The following is a 17875-nucleotide window of genomic DNA, read 5'->3' as shown; positions in this document are numbered from 1 at the left end:
GTCATTCCACCTTCACCTCGACACCTGCCTCCAGGACAATCGGCTCGACCGGATACACCTGTTCGAAGCGACTGTGCGCCTGACACCATGCGAGAGCGGGCGGCGACAACCACCCGGTCAGTTCCAGAATGCTGAGGTACCGTTTCCCCAGGTCCCACATCAAGATCGGCTCGTGATGCGCAATTCGATTCCGCAGACTGCGGATTTGCGCGAGCGGACCTGAGAAGTCCTTACGGCGCAGGCCTTTTCCGTCGCCACGCCGGCCAACTTTGTGCAAGGTCTGCTGCCACAGGGTTTCGTAATCCTTGCCGAACATCGAAGTCCAGAAACCGAAGGTCAAGGCGGCTACGATCCGGCCGGGTGTGGGGTCCTTCCCGCTCTGCTCGATGTCCTTGATCGCCTTGGCAAGTTGCTCCGGCTGCCACTGGCCCAGCAACACAGTCTCTTCCTGAAACCAGCTCTCGTTGACGGCTTCGGCCATCACGGCATGGATGCGGTTGCGAAGAGCCACCTCCAGCATTTGCAAGGGCGTATAGAGGGCTTCCGACAAGGCAGTGTTGAGGCTGTAAAGCTCGATCGCCCGTTCGCGGTCACCGCCGGCCCAATCGAGATAACGGGCAAACCGCTCCAGGGAGAGAGCCTTCTCCAACTCCTCATAGGAATTCACTTTCGCCGCTTCCCCTTGCATTTCCCCCTCACACGCCCTAAATTGACGCCTGTATACCCCGGTACCGTCTCTGCCCCTGGCATGCGGCCGGGGTTAATTTTTTTCTGGGCCACTTTGAAGCCCTTTTGGCGATTGCAGGGCCGACCTCCGCCCCGCCCCATAAGGTTACACAATTTCCCGTTTCAAGGCTTTGTGCGTTTCACATTAAACGCACCACGGGAAACACGCGCCCAAAAACACGAAAAAAGCCGGCCCACGCCTTTCGACGCGGACCGGCCTTTTTTCAGCGCTGACCGCCCGGCGTTACGCCGCGTGGTCGGTGATGTAGCCCGTGGCGGTGCCGAGGTTGGCGGTGCCGTGGGTCAGGTGCAGCAGGAAGTTCTCCGTGCCCTCGGTGACGTTGTCGCCGTTGATGTGGACGGAGACCGTCTTGCTCGTCTCGCCCGGCTGGAAGGTCAGGCTGCCGTGGGCGGCGGTGTAGTCGCTGCCGGCCTTGGCGGTGCCGTCCTCGGTCGAGTAGTCGATGGTGGTGGCGGTGGTGACCGCCTTGGCCAGCTGCACGGTGAAGACCGCCTCGTCGCTGCCCGGCACCGAACCGGAGTGGCCGGAGCTGGAGGCCAGACCCGCCTTGATGATGTTCATCTTGGTGCTGTCGATGGTCTTGTAGTCGTCCTTCAGCAGGCCGCCGACATCGCCCGATTCCGGGGTCCACGCCCAATAGGTCCAGTTCATGCCCTGCTGGCCGGCCGGCAGGTCGCTCTTGCCGTCCAGGTTCCAGTCGCCGTTCATGTACTTGACGAAGGCGTTGGCCCAGGTCTGCTCGGCCGCGCTGTGCATCTGGCCGCCGAACTCGCCGATCAGGACCGGGGCGATGTTGTTCTTATAGATGAAGCCCCACATCCCGTCATACTGGGCCGGCAGGTTGTTGGGGAAGTTGCTGTCGGTCAGCCAGCTGAAGTTGCCGACGCTCTGGCCATAGGCGTGCGGCGAATAGACCAGCTTGTTCGGCACGTCGAACTCGATGGGATGGTTCTTCACGCCGGCCAGCGTGCTGCTCCACTCCGTGCCCTCGACCAGCAGCAGCCAGTCCTTGTTCACGGTCTGGATCGAATTGCCGATGCGCTCGGCCGCCGCGGCCCAGTCGGTGGCCTGGTTGCCGTCGCCCCAGGTGGCGGTCACGCTCGGCTCGTTGTGCAGGTCGGCACCGATCACCGCGTCGTTGCCGGCATAATGCTTGGCCAGCATCTTCCAGTGGTCGATCACCGTCGATTCCGGGTTGTTGGCGGTGTACCACAGCCCATGCTCGTTGGTGCCGGCGCCGCCGTCGTTGCGGTGGTGGTCCAGGATCACCTTCATGCCGACCTTGCCGGCGTAATCGATGACCTTGTCATAGACCTGCAGGCGGGTCAGACCCTTCAGGTCCGGGTTCTTCGAATAGTCGATGCCGTTGGTGACGGCGTCGCTGTCGAACATGTCGTCGGCCCAGGTCAGGCGGATGACGTTGAAGCCCAGGCCCTTCATGCTGTCGATGTGGCCCTGGTAGCTGTCGGCCCACAGGCCGGCGGGCACATAGTTGTAGCCCTCGCCGCCGAACCAGTTGACGCCGGTCAGGCGGACGTTGTTGCCGCTTTCATCGACGATCTGGTTGCCGTTGGTGTGCAGGAAGCCGTTGATCGAGCCGCTGCTCTGCACCATGCCCGGATCGGACACGGTGACGTTGCCGACCTTCAGCGACAGCGAGGCGTCGCCCGTCGAACCGCCGGTGGAGACGTTCGTGCCGCCGCCCGTGCTGCTGCCGCCCTTGCCGGCATCGGTGGAACCGCCGGTCGAGCCGCCCGTGGAACTGGTCGTGGCCGCGAAATGGCTGGCGTCCAGCTTGGCGGTCAGCGTGGCGTCCCAATAGAGGTTGCTCGTGGCGCCCAGTTCGGCACCGTCGGCCGTGCGGTGGACCGACATGGCGGCGTCGGTCGCCGCCACGGTCTTGCCGTCGACGCCGACGCTGTGGACGTACAGGTTGCGGTCGCTGCCGCCGATGACGGCGTCGTTGTCGTACTTCACCTCGATCGCATGGGCGGTGCCCTGGGCCAGATCGGCGGTGAACTTGAAGTCCTTGGCGTCCGGGCTGGTGGCCGTGCCCTCGCCGATCTGCTTGCCGTCGACCAGCACGGTGAAGTGTGCGCCTTCGCCGCCCGCCGCATTGCCGGCGGCGTTCACGGTGATGACGTTCTGCGCGGTGCCGGCGGCGGGCACGGCGGGAGCGGCGGCCACCGGGGCGGCGTAATGGCTGGCGGGGGTCTTGAAGGTCAGCGCGCCGTCCCACCACATGGCGTCCTGGCCGGCCTGGGTCGGCGCCGGGGCGGCATCGTCATGGCGCTCATAGACGGCGTCGGTCGGCTTCAGCGTGTGGCCGTTCACCTCGATCGACTGAACATAGAGGTCGCGATTGGCGGCGTTCACGGTGTCGTTGTCGTAGACGACCTGGACCGTGTGCGCGGTGTTCGCCGCAAGGTCGGCGGTGAAGCTGTATGCCTTCGACGAGGTGGCGGCCGCATTGGCCGAACCGACCTCGTGACCATCCACCAGAAGCTTGAAATGCGGCGCCACGCCATCCTGGGACTGGCCGTAGGCGTTGACGACGATCTTGCTCGGCGCGGTGGTCGTGCTCATGACTTCAATCCTATGTCCGTTGTGTTGAAGCCATGCTGGGGCTTCAATGGTTAACGAAACCTTTCCAAGTCCGTTTAACTTTTCTCGAAGCTTGTGGCAAATTTGGCCCAGCCGATCACAGGGTCGTTCAAGAGGGGGGAGTCAGATCAGCAAACTATACCCCATCTTGGTCACAGGTTTTGCGATCAAACCCATAGTCTTCTTTTCATCACATCAGTATCCGCTTTGCTTTCACTGATTTTCTCAAGATGATCTCAAAAGACATAGACCAGACAATCCGCGGCTATAGGCACGCTCACGCATCATTCTTTCAAAAATACCGCTGAACGATCCCATATGTTTGCCAAATATACTTACCCATTCGTACACTTGATTGATAGGTGTCTGTCACGTGGGATTACAGCCATGGGAGTAAGCCAAATTCGCGACCGACCATTATCGTTCGCAAAAAAGTTAACATCCGTGAGCGCACAACCACGCCCGCCGGGTTCGTTAAGAGATTAATTTGCTGATTATATTCCTTTTATACCCAAATCTTTCGAGTGACGGTCGTCACTTTGCCGCCGCCAGCGACGCCGTATGATGGGTTGAATCGATCGCCTGCGAAGGAACGGGACCATGGCCACCGGCACGCACGCCGCCTTTTTGAACAGCATCAGGGATGCGGCGCAGTCGCGCATCAAGACGGGCGTCTTCGCCGATGCCGCGGCGTCGAAGGCGGAGATCGAGCAGGTCGGCCAGTCCATCGCCGCCAAATACCGCGGCGTCATCTCCGCCGCCCCGATCAAGAGCGAGGAGCGCGCGTCCCAGAAGGTCGGCATGGACTATGACGGCGACTGGCATTCCATCAAGGATCTGGCGCGCATGACCATCATCGTGCCGACCCTGGCCGACTGCCGTTCGGTGCTGGTCGATCTGAAGCGCGCCTTCACCGCCTCGCAGGGGCGCGGCCTGATCCAGGTGAAGGAGGTGGGGGCCGACGCCGATCCCTGCGGCTATTCCTCGACCACGGTCTTCGTGCGCACGTCGAACGGCCGTCCGGCGGAAATCCAGATCAACGTGCCGGAAATCATCTACGCCAAGCAGTCGGAGGAAAGCGTCCGCCGCATCCTGGGGCCGGTGCGCTTCATGAACATCAAGATGAAGTATCAATTGGACGGCGGTCTGGGCCACGCCCTGTACGAGATCTACCGCGTCGCTCCGGCATCAGCGCGCGGCCAGTCCGCCGCCGCCCTCAGCCGGAGCTATTACGCCTTCTTCCGCCAGACCGTCCCCAGCCCCGCCGCCGCGTCCGGCCTGCGCAAGGCCCTGATGGACCTCGGCGTGCGCAAGCACTGAGACCGGGGCAGGGGATCAGGAAGCGAATTTCCGATGAATGGACTTTCGTCATCCCCGCGAAGGCGCCATGGCATTCACACAATTCCAGACATTGATAAGCTTCTGGAGCAAAAGGGACTTTGCGTCATCCCCGCGAAGGCGGGGATCCAGGAAACCCTGCAGATCAGCGGCGGATGTGGCTGGATTCCCGCCTTCGCGGGAATGACGTGCTTCCCTGTGTATGATCAAGCTTCCCCGATGCGATTCCCCAGGGGGCCGGGAAAAGACGCCGGAAGGCCAGGGCGCGCCGCTCAGCGTGCTTCCACCATGCCGATGAACTGCGCCAGTTCCGGCGTCGCCGGCCGGTCGAACAACTCGGCCGGCGGTCCCTGTTCGATGATCCGGCCGCCATGCATGAAGACCAGCCGGTCACAGACCTCGCGGGCGAAGCGCATCTCGTGCGTCACCAGGATCAGCGTCATCCCTTCTTCCGCCAGCTTGCGCACCACCCCCAGCACCTCGGCCACCAGTTCGGGGTCGAGCGCCGAGGTGATCTCGTCGCACAGCAGCACCTTGGGCGCCATCGCCAGCGACCGCGCGATGGCGACGCGCTGCTGCTGGCCGCCCGACAGCTGCGACGGGTAGGCGTCGAACTTCTGGCCCAGCCCGACCTTGGCCAGCGCGGCCTCCGCCGCGGCGCGGGTGGTGGCCTTGTCCTGCTTCTTCACCACCTTCAGCGCCAGCATGACATTCTCGCCGGCGGTCAGGTGGGGGAACAGGTTGAACTGCTGGAACACCATGCCGACCTTCTGGCGCAGCGCCCGCAGGTCGATCTGGCCGGGATCGACGCATTCGCCGTCGACCTCGATGACGCCGCCGTCGATGCGCTCCAGCCCGTTGATGCTGCGCAGCAGGGTGCTCTTGCCCGATCCGCTGCGGCCGATCATGGCGACGACCTGCCCCTCCTCCACCGCCATGTCGACGCCCTTCAGCACCTCCACCGGGCCGAAGGATTTGCGGATGCCGGAGAGCTTAACCAGAGGCCGGCCGGTGGCGGGCCCACCGGCGGGGAGTGTCTTAACGGGCGACATTCAGCTTCCTTTCCAGCGCCTTGGCCGACAACGACAGCGGATAGCACAGGGCGAAATAGATCAGCCCGACCAACCCGTAGACCAGGAAGGGCTGGAAGGTGGCGTTGGTGATCATGGTTCCGGCCTTCGTCACCTCGACGAAGCCGATGATGGAGGTCACCGCCGTGCCCTTCACCACCTGCACCGAGAATCCGACGGTCGGCGGCACGGCGATGCGCAGCGCCTGCGGCAGGATGACGTGGCGCATCTGCTCGCCGAAGGTCATGGCAAGACTGGCCGACGCCTCCCACTGGCCCTTCGGCACCGCCTCGACGCAGCCGCGCCAGATCTCGGCGAGATAGGCGGCGGTGAACAGCGTCAGCCCGACGGCGGCGGCGGTCCAGGCCGTCGTCTCGATGCCGATCAGCGGCAGGGCGAAGAAGACGATGAACAGCTGCATCAGCAGCGGCGTGCCCTGGAACACCTCGATGAACAGCTTCGCCGCGACGCGCAGCGGCGGCACCGGCGACACCCGCGCCAGCAGCAGCAGCAGCCCCGCCACCCCGCCGGAAACGAAGGCGATCAGCGACAGCAGCACCGTCCAGCGCGCCGCCAGCAGCAGGTTGGACAGGATGTCCCACAGGGTGAACTCAAGCACGCGACACCCCCTTGGCGAACATCCGTCCGCCGACCAGGCTCAGGATCCAGCGCAGGGCCACCGCCAGCGCCAGATACAGCGCGGTCGCCAGGAAATAGACCTCGAAGGGCCGGAAGTTGCGGGACTGGATGAAGTTGGCGGCGAAGCTCAGCTCCTCCGCTGCGATCTGCGAGCAGACCGAAGATCCCAGCATGACGATGACGATCTGGCTGGTCAGCGCCGGCCAGATCTTCCCCATCGCCGGCCCCAGCACGACATAGCGGAAGATCTGCGGCCCGGTCATGCCCAGGCTGGCCCCGGCCTCGATCTGGCCCTTCGGCGTGGCGTCGATGCCGGCGCGGATGATCTCGGTCGAATAGGCGCCGAGATTGACCACCATCGCCAGCACCGCCGCCTGCCATTCCGCCAGCCTGATGCCCAGCGACGGCAGCCCGAAGAAGATGAAGAACAGCTGCACCAGGAAGGGCGTGTTGCGGATCAGCTCGACATAGGCGCCGACCACCACCGCCAGCGGCTTGACCGAGGAGGTCCGCGCCGCCGCCCCGCCGATGCCGAGCGCGACGCCCAGCACCGTGCTGACCGCCGTCAGCCCGATGGTCGTCACCACCCCGTCCACCAGCACGGGCGTGTAGTCCAACAGGGACGAGAAATCGAAACTGTAGGCCATGATGTGGTCCCGTGCCGGATTGAAGATGCCGGAACATTGCGGATCGGGAATGATCCCCTCTCCCCCCCGGGGAGAGGGTTAGGGTGAGGGGGACGCGCGGCGAGGATCTTCAAGCATCGTGCGCTGTCTGTTCCCCCTTACTCCACCCTGTGCATCCCCCTCACCCCGACCCTCTCCCCGGGGGGGAGAGGGGGGATCCCCAGGAGGGGCAAAATGCCGCTCACAGATCCTTCGGCAGCGGCGCGTGCAGCCACTTCTTGGCGATGTCGTTCAGCGACCCGTCATCCTTGGCCTTGGCGATGATGGCGTTGACCTTCTCCAGCAGCGGGCCTTCGTTCTTGTTCAGCCCGACATAGCAGGGGGAGTTCTTGATCAGGAACTTCATGATCGGCTGGCGCGGCGGGTTGCGCTCGAAGATGGCGGCGGCGACCACGTTGCCGGTGGCGACCAGCTGCACCTGCCCCGACAGGAAGGCGGAGATGGTGCCGTTGTTGTCCTCGTACCGGCGGACGGTGACCTTGTCCGACACGATCTTCGACAGCTCGATGTCCTCGACCGAGCCGCGGGTGACGCCGACGGTCTTGCCGTCCAGGTCCTCCGGCTTCTCCGCCTTGATGTCGTCGGGGCCGAAGACGCCGTTGTAGAAGGGGGCGTAGGCGGTGGAGAAGTCGATGACCTTCTCGCGCTCCGCATTCTTGCCCAGGCTGGAGATGACCAGATCGACCTTGCCGGTGGTCAGGTAGGGGATGCGGTTGGTGCTGGTCACCGGCACCAGCTCGACCTTGGCGCCCATTTCCTTGGCGATCAGGGTGGCGGCGTCGATGTCGTACCCGATCGGCTTCAGGTCGGTGCCGACCGAGCCGAAGGGCGGGAAGTCCTGCGGAACGGCGACGCGCAGCACCTTTTCCTTGGCGATGCGCTCAAGCGCGTCGGCTTTTGCATGGGTCGGGGCCAGACCCCCGGCCAGAACCGCCGTTGCAAGGCCGAGAGCACCCAGAATCTTTGCGAACCGCATGGCACCTGATCTCCAGAGCGAAGGACGATGACCCCCTCCTTTTCAATCGGCGTGCCACGTCCGTCCTATGAATTCCGATATGGGCCAAAGCACGGAAATGTTACGATTATCCCGCCACAGGCAAAATCCGTTACGTCTGTAACGTCACATTGGCCGAACTCCAGAAGCTGATTTTTTATGCAAATGCCGGAACCACGAGGCGATCAGCCTATGAAACAGGCAAACCACTCCAGCCCCCCAAGCGACGGCGCCGAGCCGTCCCTGACCGCGCGCATCCGCGAGCGCTACGGCGACCTCAGCCCGCTGGAGCGGCAGCTCGCCGACGTGATCCTGGCCTGTCCGGGCGAGCTGTCGGGCTATTCGGCGACCGAGCTGGCGGGCCGGGCCGGCGTGTCGAAGATGACGGTGTCGCGTCTGGTCCGCCGCCTCGGCTATGCCGGTTTCGAGGAGGCACGGCTGGCCGCCCGGCGCGGCGGCGACTGGGGCTCCCCCCTGTTCCTGCTGCCCCCCGGCGGCCCGGCTCCGGCCTCCGACGCCGGCCCCGCTCCCCTGGAGGCGCATTTCCAGCGCAGCGCCGAGGCACTCGCCGCCACCGCCCGCCAGACCGACCCGGCGCTGCTGGCCCAGGCCGCCCGTGCGCTGGCCGACGCCCGCCGGATCTGGGTCTGCGGCGCGCGCAACAGCGCCTTCCTGGCCGGCTATGCCCGCTGGCAGTTCATCCAGGTGCGCGGCGAGGTCCACCAGTTGGCGGCCTCCGGCGAGACGATGGCGGAGACGCTGGCCGACCTCAGTCCTGGCAATCCGGGCTCCGGCGACCTGCTGTTCCTGGTCGGCATCCGCCGCCGCCCGCCGGCCATCGTCCGCCTGCTGCAAACGGTGCGGGAGCGCGCGATTCCCACCATCCTGATTGCCGACAGCCACTCCGCCCTGGAGGCCCCGCCGCCGCCGCTGACCTTCCGCTGCGAGACGCGCAGCCTGGCCGCGCTCGACACCCATGTCGCCGCCCTGGCGGTGATCCACGCCCTTGCCGCCGAACTGATCCCCCTGACCGGCGCCGCCGGCCGCGCCCGCATCCGCGCCATCGAGGACCTGCACGAGCAGTTGGAAGAACTCTAAGCCCGCCTGCCGCCTTGCTTTCCGGCGGCGATGGCGACACCTTGTTCAGGCACGCGAACAGTCGGCGGGCTACCCCAACCGGTTGCCCGCTCCGGCCGTTCCGCTGCAGACCAGTCACCCCGCCGTCCCTCCAAGGTGGCCGCCGTCCCGTCGGCGCACCGGACGGCCCAGCCACAGAGGACGGCCCCCGCGGCCGGAACCACATGCGCCGTCATCGCCGCGCCAAGATCGTCGCCACCGTCGGACCGGCCAGCAACTCGCCCGAGATGCTGAAGACCCTGTTCCTGGCCGGCGTCGATACCTTCCGGCTGAACTTCAGCCACGGCACCCACGACGACCACGCCAAGGTCCACCGCGCCATCCGCGAGCTGGAGGCGGAGGTCGGCCGCCCCATCGGCATCCTGCAGGATCTCCAGGGTCCGAAGATCCGCGTCGGCACCATCCGCGACGGCAAGATCACCGTCGCCACCGGCGACCAGATCCGCTTCGTGCTGAATGGCAGCGAGGGCGACAAGCGCGCCATCCCGCTGCCGCACCCGGAAATCTTCGCCGCCATCATGCCGGGCCACCATCTGCTGATCGACGACGGCCGCGTCCGCGTCGAGGTGACCGATCTGGGCGACGACTGGATCGAGGCCCGCGTGGTCGTCGGCGGCACCATCTCCAACCGCAAGGGCGTCAACCTTCCCGGCACCGTGCTCGACCTGTCGCCCCTGACCGAGAAGGACCGCGCCGACCTCGCCTTCGGGCTGGAGCTGGGCGTCGACTGGGTCGCCATGTCCTTCGTGCAGAAGCCGGGCGACATCCTGGAAGGCCGCGGCCTGATCGGCGACCGTGCCGGCATCATGGCGAAGATCGAGAAGCCGCAGGCGCTGGAGCGGATCGACGACATCATCCGCCTGTCCGACGCGGTGATGGTGGCGCGCGGCGACCTCGGCGTCGAAATCCCGCACGAGGACGTGCCCGGCCGCCAGAAGGAGCTGGTGCGCGCCTGCCGTCTGGCGGTAAAGCCGGTGATCGTCGCCACCCAGATGCTCGATTCGATGGTCTCCGCCCCGACCCCGACACGGGCCGAGGCGTCGGACGTGGCGACCGCCATCTATGACGGCGCCGACGCGGTGATGCTGTCGGCCGAATCGGCGTCGGGCCAGTATCCGGTCGAGGCGGTCACCATGATGGACCGCATCATCCGCTCCACCGAGCAGCACAAGCTCTATCACTCGCTGATCCAGGCAACCCATCCGGGGGAGGAGCACAGCCCGCCCCACGCCGTGGCCGCCGCCGCCGCCGATCTGGCCAACAACCTGCATTCCTCGGCCATCGTCGCCTTCACCTCCAGCGGCACCACCGCGGCGCGCATCGCCCGCAAACGGCCGGAAGTGCCGATCCTGGCGATCACCCCGGACCGGGCGGTGTCGCGCCGGCTCTGCCTGCTGTGGGGCGCCCACAGCGTGCTGTCCGACGACATCCGCACCTACGAGGAAATGGTCGACCGCTCCATCTCCACCGCGCGGGCGGAGGAGTTCGCCGGCAAGACCGGCACCATGGTCGTCGTCGCCGGCATCCCCTTCGCCCAGGCCGGCACCACCAACAACCTGCGCGTCATCCACATGGACGGCAAGGCGTGAGGGCAGGGAGAGTCCCCGTCCTTACCGGATGGGGGCACATCCTGATCCGTTGAATATGCTGGCAGCGAAAGTTTTCTCGGCCGTCATTCCCGCGAAGGCGGGAATCCAGCCGGTTCACCGGCTGATCCGCAAAGATTCCTGGATCCCCGCCTTCGCGGGGATGACGGTGGAAAAGTACCGTCTGAAGACTTACAGGCTCTGACGGATCGGAGTGGCGATCCGATCTACCGTTCCATCTTGGTCGACAGCACGATGGACGACATCGTCCGCTCCACGCCGGGCAGCCGGCCGATGCTGTCCAGCGCGGCGTCCATCGCGTCGTGCGTCTCGGTGCCGACGGTGGCGCAGAGATCATACTGGCCGCTGATGCTGTGCAGCCGGATCACCTCCGGCATCTTGCGCAGAGCATGGACGGCGCGGTCGGCCAGCCGGGCGTTCACGCTGATCATCACCAGCGCCGACACCCCGCGCCGCGGCGCCGGGTCACCCAGCTTCACGGTATAGCCGGCGATCACCCCCTGCCGCTCCAGCCGGGCGATGCGGTCCTGCACGGTGGAGCGCGACAGCCCCAGCGCGCGGCCGAGCGCCGCCGTGCTGGTGCGTGCGTTCACCGTCAACAGATCGATCAGCCGGCGGTCGATGTCGTCCATGGAGGTCCGTTACAGCAGGGCAGGGCGACTTAAGCCCAGTCCCCGCTGTGATAGCTGCCCCCCTTACGCGTCGCAACCCGCCTGATAGCGCTGCATGGCGGCGCGGATGTCGTCGGGGATCGGCACGGCGGCGAAATCGTCCAGCGAGGTGGTGACCACCGTCAGGCTGCCCGACAGCCGCACCTGCCCCTCATGCTCGCCGTTGATCCGCAGCTTGAGCGAGCTGCGGCCCAGCCGTTCCAGCAGGACGCCCAGCGTCAGCGTGTCGCCCATGCGGCTGGGGATCACGAAATCGCATTCGGCATGCACGATCGGCAGGCCCAGCCGCCGCTGCAGGATCATCGTCGCATAATCGATGTCCAGCCCCTGGGTGAACCAGTCCTCCACCGCGCCGTTGAACATGTCGAAATAGACCGGGAAATAGACGATCCCGGCCGGGTCGCAGTGGGAAAAGCGAATGGGCCGCTGCACCCGGAAGCAGCCCGGCGGCAGCGGCCGGTGGCTGGGGTCTTCGACGGCGCGGCGCTGCCGCTCGCTGTACTCGTGCATCTCTCAGTCAATCCTCGTTCCGCTCGGCGACCGGACATATGGGGGTCCGGAGCCCTGCGGTCACCGCGTCTCGTTCCGGCGGCAGACAGTTGTGGCCATTCCAAACAATCCGGGAAAAGCACCTTTCGTTCAACGGCTTCCTGCAGGAATACGGGAAAGCCGCAATTTTCGCACGGCTCGCTGTTGCGGAAATGCTGCACTGCAATCACGACCATCGTGCGAATCGGCCCACGGCGGGAGTAGCCACAATTTGTCGCAGATTCGGCGCTTTTAAGGGAAAACATCACACAAAGATCCCGCCGCTCCTCGCCATCCTCCGCCGGCATCCGGGTTCAGGCCCAAAACGGACATCAGACCCCAGGGGCACAGGCATGCCCCGGGGCACATCAGGCGAGGACACCGAACCGATGGCCACCACCTCCACCAAGATCGTCGTGAACGCGCTGGGCAAGGCCGCCGCCGGCGTGAACGCCCATTTCACCCTGCTGGTCGACGGCCAGAAGGTGGGTGAGGGCACCGCCGGCACGACGGCGAAGGATTTCGTCTTCACGCCCGTGCTGACCGCCGACACCGCGCACAAGGTGCAGATCCGGTACGACAACGATGCCGTCATCAACGGCCAGGACCGCAGCCTGACCGTCAACAGCATCAGCATCGGCGGCAAGACGATCGCGCCGACCGCCGGCATCGTCAGCTACGACAAGGGCGCGCTCGACGGCCGCGACGTCGCCGCCGGCCAGTCGAACATGTGGTGGAACGGCACGCTGGTGGTGAACGCCGACAAGAGCTATTTCCCCGCGGCCGTCACCGCGACGCCCGCGTCCGGCAAGGACACCATCGTGGTGAACGCGTCGGGCACCGCGGCGGGCGGCGTCAACGCCCACTTCAAGGTGCTGGTCGACGGCAAGCAGATTGGCGAGGGCACCGCCGGCACCACCGCCAAGAACTTCACCTTCACCACCGATGCCGCCGACAATGTCGCGCACAAGGTGCAGGTCCAGTACGACAACGATGCGATCATCAACGGCCAGGACCGCAGCCTGACCGTCAACAGCATCTCCATCAACGGCCACAGCTACGCCTCCACCAGCAGCGCCGTCACCTATGACAAGGGCGCGCTCGACGGCAAGGACGTGGTGGCCGGCCAGAAGGGGATGTGGTGGAACGGCACGCTGGTGCTGAACGCCCCGGCCTCCGATTTCCCGGCCGGCAGCACGACCACGCCGACGACGCCGACCACCCCCACCCCGACGAACCCGACGCCGACCAATCCGACCCCCACCGGCCCGGCCTTCTACGTCGCCACCAACGGCAAGGACAGCTGGTCGGGCAAGCTGGCCGCCCCCAACGCCGACGGCACCGACGGTCCCTTCGCCAGCCTCGCCAAGGCGCAGAGCGCGATGCGCGCCGATCCGAACATCGACACCACCTACATCCGCGGCGGCGACTACCATCAGAACGGGGTGTGGCTGAACGCCCAGGATTCCGGCGTCACCTTCGCCGGCTACGGCAACGAGAAGGCGGTGATCCACGGCAGCTCTTCGGCGTCGGTGTCCTTCGGCCTCGGCGGCGCCAAGAACGTCACCATCGAAGGGCTGACCTTCGCCGACGGCGTCACCACCGGCCATTACGTCTTCGCCGACAACGCCGCCGGCCTGACCTTCGCCAACAATGTGGTGAAGGGCGGCGGCTACGGCATCACGGTGCAGAACAGCGCCAACAGCAAGGTCACCGGCAACCAGTTCGACAACACCGGCGCCGAATCGATCTTCGTCAAGGCCGGCTCCAACGCCACGCTGGTCTCCGACAACCTGATCCGGCACCCGAACGCCGCCGACCGCGGCGACGCCGGCATCTGGGTCAACGGCAGCTCCGACGTCAAGGTCACCCACAACCAGATCGAAAACTCGCCGGAGAAGGCCATCGCGGTCGGCTCGGTCCAGACCGACGGCAGCGACGCCGCCTATCGCGTGACCATCTCCTACAACAAGGTGATCAACGCCAACCTGGAGTCCAACGACGGCGGCGGCATCTACCTGATCAACCGCCAGCAGGATCTGGCCAATCACACCGTCATCAACAACGACGTGTCCGGCACCACCGCGACCAATCCCACGGGGCAGGTGGCGAGCTGGGGCATCTATCTCGACGACTGGACCAGCGGCACCACGGTGAAGGGCAACGTCGTCCACGACAACATCGGCGGCGTCTTCCTGCATGGCGGCTGGAACAACACGGTCACCGAGAACGTGATCGCCGGCAACAGCGGCGCCCAGATCGGCCTGCAGCAGCCGGTCGCCTGGAGCGGCTGGAAGGGTCACGCCATGACCGGCAACGACATTTCCGGCAACGTCATCGACGTGCGCGAGGGCACGGCCGTCCACATCTACGGCCCGGCCAATGTCGGCAACCTGCACGACAACTTCTACAGCAGCCTGAACACCGCCGAGAAGGAGTTCGACGCCTGGCCGCAGGTGATGTCCAGCGGCGCCTGGGGCACCCTGTCGAACTGGCAGGCCGCCGGCTACGACAAGGGGTCGATGATGCTGAACCCGGGCTTCGTCAATCCGGGTGCGGACGACTTCAGCCTGTCGTCGACCTCGCCGGTCTACGCCCACGGCTTCGACCACATCGCCTATGGCGACATCGGCCTGCTGGCCTGATCCACACTCACCAACGACGAGCGATCCCCTCTCCCCCGCGGGGAGAGGGTAATCGCTTATGCGACTCATATTCCTTGGAAGGGACCTCCGTCATCCCCGCGAAGGCGGGGATCCAGAGTTCGCAAGGCGGATCTGATGGAAAAGCCTGGATTCCCGCCTTCGCGGGAATGACGTGCTTCCTTGTATAGGATCATGATTGCCATATGCGATTGCCCTGCCCGGGGGGAGAGGGAGATCTCCCGGTCCTAGAACCTGCGGCCGAGGGAGACCCGGCTGGAACCTTGGGGTGAACAGGGCGTTATGGCTTTCAGAAAGTCGCCCGATCCGACACCGGGCATATCTTGAAGTGAAGACCAGCCACCCCAACCTGTCAGTTGTCATGCTGACCCCGCCTTCGAAAAGGAAGGCGGGCGTCATCCCGAAAAAAACATCGGATGACCCGCCCGCGATGCAACTTCCGCAGGGGCGGCATGCCGCAGGTCTGCCCGGCATTCGGCCGGCGGCCAGCCAATTCAAGAGGAAACCATGGATCGCCAGGAATTCTGGATGAAGGACCCGGAGCTGAAGGCCGCCTACGAGGCTCTCGGCCCCAACTTCCGGCGCGAGGTCGAACAGGCGCAGGCGCGCCGCAGCCAGCGCACCCTGCAGGGCGCCGCCATCGCCTCCCGCGGCCGCTCCACCCGCCCCCAACATCCCCATCCGGGCAGCACAGCCCGCCGCTAAAGCCGGTTTTTCGCGCATTATCGGCTTATTCGGGCCAGATCTGCGCGAGCGTGGCTGGACCTGCGGAGAAAAACGGACCTAAACTCGGCCCCCTGCCGTTTCATCCGTCCTTTTCCCCCGCTTCCGGCCCCATCCAATGCCTTCTGCCAATCGCCCGCACCACCCGCTGCCCAACCGGCTGCGCCGGCCCCGCCATGTCTGGATGTCACCCAGGAACTGGCGGCGCCGCCTGCTGTTCTGGTCCGGTGCCGGTGCGGTCGGGCTGGTCGCCGTGCTGTTCGCCGTCGCCGCGGATTATGCCCAGCAGCTGTTCCGGCTGGCGGAGTCAGCATCGCCCTGGCTGCCCTTCCTGCTGACCCCGCTGGGGCTGGCCTTTTCGGCCTGGGTGGCGTTGAAGGTCGTGCCGGGATCGCAGGGCAGCGGCATTCCCCAGGCCATCGCCGCACGCCATGTCCAGGATCCGGCGGCCAAGCGCCGGCTGCTGTCGCCGCGCATCGCCGTGGGCAAGATCCTGCTGACCCTGGTCGGGCTGGCCTGCGGCGCCTCTATCGGGCGCGAGGGGCCGACGGTGCAGGTCGGCGCCTCGATCATGCTGCTGGCCGGCTCCCTCGCCGGGCTGGGACGGGAGCCGGGGCTGATCCTCGCCGGCGGGGCGGCGGGAGTCGCCGCGGCCTTCAACACGCCGCTGGCCGGCATCGTCTTCGCCATCGAGGAGATGGCCCGCAGCTTCGAGAAGCGGACCAGCAGCCTCGTGCTGATCGCGGTGGTGGCGGCCGGTCTGGTCGCCGTCTCCATGCTCGGCAACTACGCCTATTTCGGCCACACCGCCGCCTCGGCCAGCTGGCACGACTGGAAGGCGGTGCTGGCGACCGGCATCGTCGGCGGTCTGGCCGGCGGCGGGTTCAGTTCGCTGCTGCTGTTCCTGACGCGCTGGATCCGCTGCGGCCTCGGCGGGCGGGTGGCCCGCCGCCCGGTGGTGGTCGCGCTGGTCTGCGGGCTGGCCCTGGCCGTAATCGGCACCGTCACCGGCGGCCTGACCTTCGGCACCGGCTACGAGCAGGCGCGCGCCGTGCTCGACGGGGTGGAGACGCTGCCCTGGTACTATGCCCCGGCAAAGCTGCTGGCGACCGTGCTGTCCGGCATCTGCGGCATTCCCGGGGGCATCTTCTCGCCCTCCCTGTCGGTCGGGGCGGGCATCGGCTCCATCGTCGGCGGGCTGCTGCCGGACAGCTCGCTGGGCGCCGTGGTTCTGCTGTCGATGGTCGCCTATTTCGCCGGCGTGGTGCAGGCGCCGCTGACCGCCGTCGTCATCGTGATGGAGATGAGCGCCTCGCCCGAGATGCTGCTGCCGCTGATGCTGAGCGCCGCGCTCGCCACCACCCTGTCCCGGCTGGTCTGCCCGCATTCGGTCTATCACGCCATGGCCGACGCCTTCCTGGCGGTGCTGAAGACGGACGCGGCCGGCAAGCCGGCCCCGCCCAAAGCCGCCGCGATCCCCACTCCCTAACGCCCTCTCCCTGGGCGTCCCTCAATAAGCGCTCGCCCGATCCAGCCGCAAGATGTCCTCGACTTCCAGCCGCAGATTGGCGGCGGCGATCAGGTCGCCCATCTGCTCCGGCTTCGACGCGCTGGCGATGGGCGCCGTCAGGCAGGGTCGCGCGATCAGCCAGGCGAGCGCCACCTGGGCCGGCGTCGCCCCATGCCGTCCGGCGACCTCGTCCAGCGCCGCCAGGATCGCCCGCCCGCGCTCGTTCAGATACTTCGACACCGCCCCGCCGCCGCGCGCGCTTTTGCCGGCATCCTCGTCCGAGCGGTACTTGCCGGTCAGGAAACCGGCGGCCAGCGAATAGTAGGTGATGACGCCCAACCCGTTCTCCCGGCAAATCCCCTCCAGTTCCGCCTCGTAGCCCTCGCGGCTGTAGAGGTTGTATTCCGGCTGCAGCGTCTCGTAGCGCGGCAGGCCGGTGCGGGCGCTGACCGCCAGCGCCTCGCGCAGGCGGGGCGCCGTCAGGTTGGATGCGCCGATGGCCCGCAGCTTGCCCTGGTCGATCAGCTCCTTGTAGGCGCCCAGCGTGTCCTCGAACGGGGTTTCGGGATCGTCCCAATGGGACTGGTAGAGGTCGATGCGGTCGGTCTGCAGCCGGCGCAGCGAATCCTCCACCGCCGTCCGGATCCAGGCCGGCGACAGGCCCTTCCTGCCCGGTCCCATCTCCGACCCGACCTTGGTCGCGAGCACGATGCGGTCGCGGTTGCCGCGGCTCTTCATCCATTTGCCGATGATGGTCTCGGACTCGCCGCCGGAGTTGCCGGGCGCCCAGGCCGAATAGACGTCGGCGGTGTCGACGAAGTTGAAGCCGGCATCGACGAAGGCGTCGAGCAGCCGGAAGGAGGTGGCCTCGTCGGCGGTCCAGCCGAACACGTTGCCGCCGAAGCAGAGCGGGGACACCGTCAGGCCGCTGCGGCCAAGCGGGCGTTGATCCATTGC

General features: G+C 66.3%; 16 protein-coding genes. 7 read left to right on the top strand and 9 right to left on the bottom strand.

The features are described 5' to 3' along the window. Position 1: 1 nt before the first annotated feature. Together PWS46_RS25465 and PWS46_RS25460 are read right to left on the bottom strand one after the other, a co-directional pair. Positions 2–667 (bottom strand): Abi family protein, encoded by a 666-nt coding sequence (locus tag PWS46_RS25465; RefSeq protein ID WP_434623670.1) that lies wholly within the window; start codon positions 665–667, stop codon positions 2–4. 303 nt (positions 668–970) lie between these two features. Then, a complete protein-coding gene (locus tag PWS46_RS25460) occupies positions 971–3334 on the bottom strand; it encodes a cellulase family glycosylhydrolase (protein WP_434623668.1) in 2364 nt (787 codons plus the stop codon). 618 nt (positions 3335–3952) lie between these two features. Between PWS46_RS25460 and PWS46_RS25455 the strand changes: the two genes are divergently transcribed. Beyond that, complete coding sequence (locus PWS46_RS25455; RefSeq protein WP_434623667.1) at positions 3953–4672, top strand: hypothetical protein; 720 nt, start codon at positions 3953–3955, stop codon at positions 4670–4672. Positions 4673–4962: 290 nt separating this feature from the next. Here PWS46_RS25455 and PWS46_RS25450 read toward each other — a convergent pair whose 3' ends face one another. The 4 genes from PWS46_RS25450 to PWS46_RS25435 all read right to left on the bottom strand — a co-directional run bounded on the left by PWS46_RS25450 (position 4963) and on the right by PWS46_RS25435 (position 8061). Further along, complete coding sequence (locus PWS46_RS25450) at positions 4963–5742, bottom strand: amino acid ABC transporter ATP-binding protein (protein WP_434623665.1); 780 nt, start codon at positions 5740–5742, stop codon at positions 4963–4965. Beyond that, a complete protein-coding gene (locus PWS46_RS25445; protein WP_434623663.1) occupies positions 5729–6379 on the bottom strand; it encodes an amino acid ABC transporter permease in 651 nt (216 codons plus the stop codon). The genes PWS46_RS25450 and PWS46_RS25445 overlap by 14 nt, the downstream gene beginning before the upstream one ends. Next, on the bottom strand, positions 6372–7046 hold the full coding sequence (locus PWS46_RS25440) for an amino acid ABC transporter permease (protein WP_434623661.1): 675 nt from the start codon (positions 7044–7046) through the stop codon (positions 6372–6374). The genes PWS46_RS25445 and PWS46_RS25440 overlap by 8 nt, the downstream gene beginning before the upstream one ends. Before the next feature lie 220 nt (positions 7047–7266). Further along, entirely contained in the window at positions 7267–8061 is a 795-nt protein-coding gene (locus PWS46_RS25435) for a transporter substrate-binding domain-containing protein (RefSeq protein WP_434623660.1), read from the bottom strand. Between the two features lie 210 nt (positions 8062–8271). On the opposite strand from PWS46_RS25435, the gene PWS46_RS25430 reads away from it, so the two are divergent. From PWS46_RS25430 to PWS46_RS25420, 3 genes are all read left to right on the top strand, one after another. After that, entirely contained in the window at positions 8272–9177 is a 906-nt protein-coding gene (locus PWS46_RS25430; protein ID WP_434623658.1) for a MurR/RpiR family transcriptional regulator, read from the top strand. 203 nt (positions 9178–9380) lie between these two features. Continuing rightward, positions 9381–10805, top strand: a complete 1425-nt coding sequence (gene pyk, locus PWS46_RS25425) for a pyruvate kinase (protein WP_434623656.1) — start codon at positions 9381–9383, stop codon at positions 10803–10805. A 55-nt stretch (positions 10806–10860) separates the two neighbouring features. Further along, complete coding sequence (locus PWS46_RS25420) at positions 10861–11007, top strand: hypothetical protein (RefSeq protein WP_434623654.1); 147 nt, start codon at positions 10861–10863, stop codon at positions 11005–11007. Between the two features lie 22 nt (positions 11008–11029). Here PWS46_RS25420 and PWS46_RS25415 read toward each other — a convergent pair whose 3' ends face one another. Together PWS46_RS25415 and PWS46_RS25410 are read right to left on the bottom strand one after the other, a co-directional pair. Next, complete coding sequence (locus tag PWS46_RS25415; protein ID WP_085091967.1) at positions 11030–11455, bottom strand: Lrp/AsnC family transcriptional regulator; 426 nt, start codon at positions 11453–11455, stop codon at positions 11030–11032. Positions 11456–11518: 63 nt separating this feature from the next. Continuing rightward, positions 11519–12004, bottom strand: a complete 486-nt coding sequence (locus PWS46_RS25410) for an acyl-CoA thioesterase (RefSeq protein ID WP_434623651.1) — start codon at positions 12002–12004, stop codon at positions 11519–11521. 407 nt (positions 12005–12411) lie between these two features. Between PWS46_RS25410 and PWS46_RS25405 the strand changes: the two genes are divergently transcribed. From PWS46_RS25405 to PWS46_RS25395, 3 genes are all read left to right on the top strand, one after another. Beyond that, positions 12412–14667, top strand: coding sequence for a right-handed parallel beta-helix repeat-containing protein (locus PWS46_RS25405; protein WP_434623649.1), 2256 nt, complete (start codon positions 12412–12414; stop codon positions 14665–14667). 525 nt (positions 14668–15192) lie between these two features. Next, on the top strand, positions 15193–15390 hold the full coding sequence (locus tag PWS46_RS25400) for a hypothetical protein (RefSeq protein ID WP_434623647.1): 198 nt from the start codon (positions 15193–15195) through the stop codon (positions 15388–15390). A gap of 136 nt (positions 15391–15526) precedes the next feature. Continuing rightward, positions 15527–16897, top strand: coding sequence for a chloride channel protein (locus PWS46_RS25395; protein ID WP_434623645.1), 1371 nt, complete (start codon positions 15527–15529; stop codon positions 16895–16897). 21 nt (positions 16898–16918) lie between these two features. Here PWS46_RS25395 and PWS46_RS25390 read toward each other — a convergent pair whose 3' ends face one another. Next, the gene (locus tag PWS46_RS25390) at positions 16919–17872 is read right to left on the bottom strand and encodes an aldo/keto reductase (RefSeq protein WP_434623643.1); all 954 of its coding nucleotides are present in this window, start codon (positions 17870–17872) and stop codon (positions 16919–16921) included. Between the last annotated feature and the right edge of the window lie 3 nt (positions 17873–17875).

The sequence above is a fragment of the Azospirillum sp. B2RO_4 genome (genome assembly GCF_051124815.1).
In the GTDB taxonomy this organism is placed as follows: Bacteria; Pseudomonadota; Alphaproteobacteria; order Azospirillales; family Azospirillaceae; genus Azospirillum.
The sequence above is the reverse complement of the archived record's forward strand: the minus strand, read 5'-3'. Positions and strand labels throughout refer to the sequence as shown.

Bases quoted from the DNA above. Each gene is read 5' to 3' on its own strand.
- PWS46_RS25460 (WP_434623668.1), bottom strand. From the start codon at position 3,334: ATGAGCACGACCACCGCGCCGAGCAAGATCGTCGTCAACGCCTACGGC.
- PWS46_RS25455 (WP_434623667.1), top strand. From the start codon at position 3,953: ATGGCCACCGGCACGCACGCCGCCTTTTTGAACAGCATCAGGGATGCG.
- PWS46_RS25450 (WP_434623665.1), bottom strand. From the start codon at position 5,742: ATGTCGCCCGTTAAGACACTCCCCGCCGGTGGGCCCGCCACCGGCCGG.
- PWS46_RS25440 (WP_434623661.1), bottom strand. From the start codon at position 7,046: ATGGCCTACAGTTTCGATTTCTCGTCCCTGTTGGACTACACGCCCGTG.
- PWS46_RS25435 (WP_434623660.1), bottom strand. From the start codon at position 8,061: ATGCGGTTCGCAAAGATTCTGGGTGCTCTCGGCCTTGCAACGGCGGTT.
- PWS46_RS25430 (WP_434623658.1), top strand. From the start codon at position 8,272: ATGAAACAGGCAAACCACTCCAGCCCCCCAAGCGACGGCGCCGAGCCG.
- pyk (WP_434623656.1), top strand. From the start codon at position 9,381: ATGCGCCGTCATCGCCGCGCCAAGATCGTCGCCACCGTCGGACCGGCC.
- PWS46_RS25420 (WP_434623654.1), top strand. From the start codon at position 10,861: ATGCTGGCAGCGAAAGTTTTCTCGGCCGTCATTCCCGCGAAGGCGGGA.
- PWS46_RS25415 (WP_085091967.1), bottom strand. From the start codon at position 11,455: ATGGACGACATCGACCGCCGGCTGATCGATCTGTTGACGGTGAACGCA.
- PWS46_RS25410 (WP_434623651.1), bottom strand. From the start codon at position 12,004: ATGCACGAGTACAGCGAGCGGCAGCGCCGCGCCGTCGAAGACCCCAGC.
- PWS46_RS25405 (WP_434623649.1), top strand. From the start codon at position 12,412: ATGGCCACCACCTCCACCAAGATCGTCGTGAACGCGCTGGGCAAGGCC.
- PWS46_RS25400 (WP_434623647.1), top strand. From the start codon at position 15,193: ATGGATCGCCAGGAATTCTGGATGAAGGACCCGGAGCTGAAGGCCGCC.
- PWS46_RS25395 (WP_434623645.1), top strand. From the start codon at position 15,527: ATGCCTTCTGCCAATCGCCCGCACCACCCGCTGCCCAACCGGCTGCGC.
- PWS46_RS25390 (WP_434623643.1), bottom strand. From the start codon at position 17,872: ATGGATCAACGCCCGCTTGGCCGCAGCGGCCTGACGGTGTCCCCGCTC.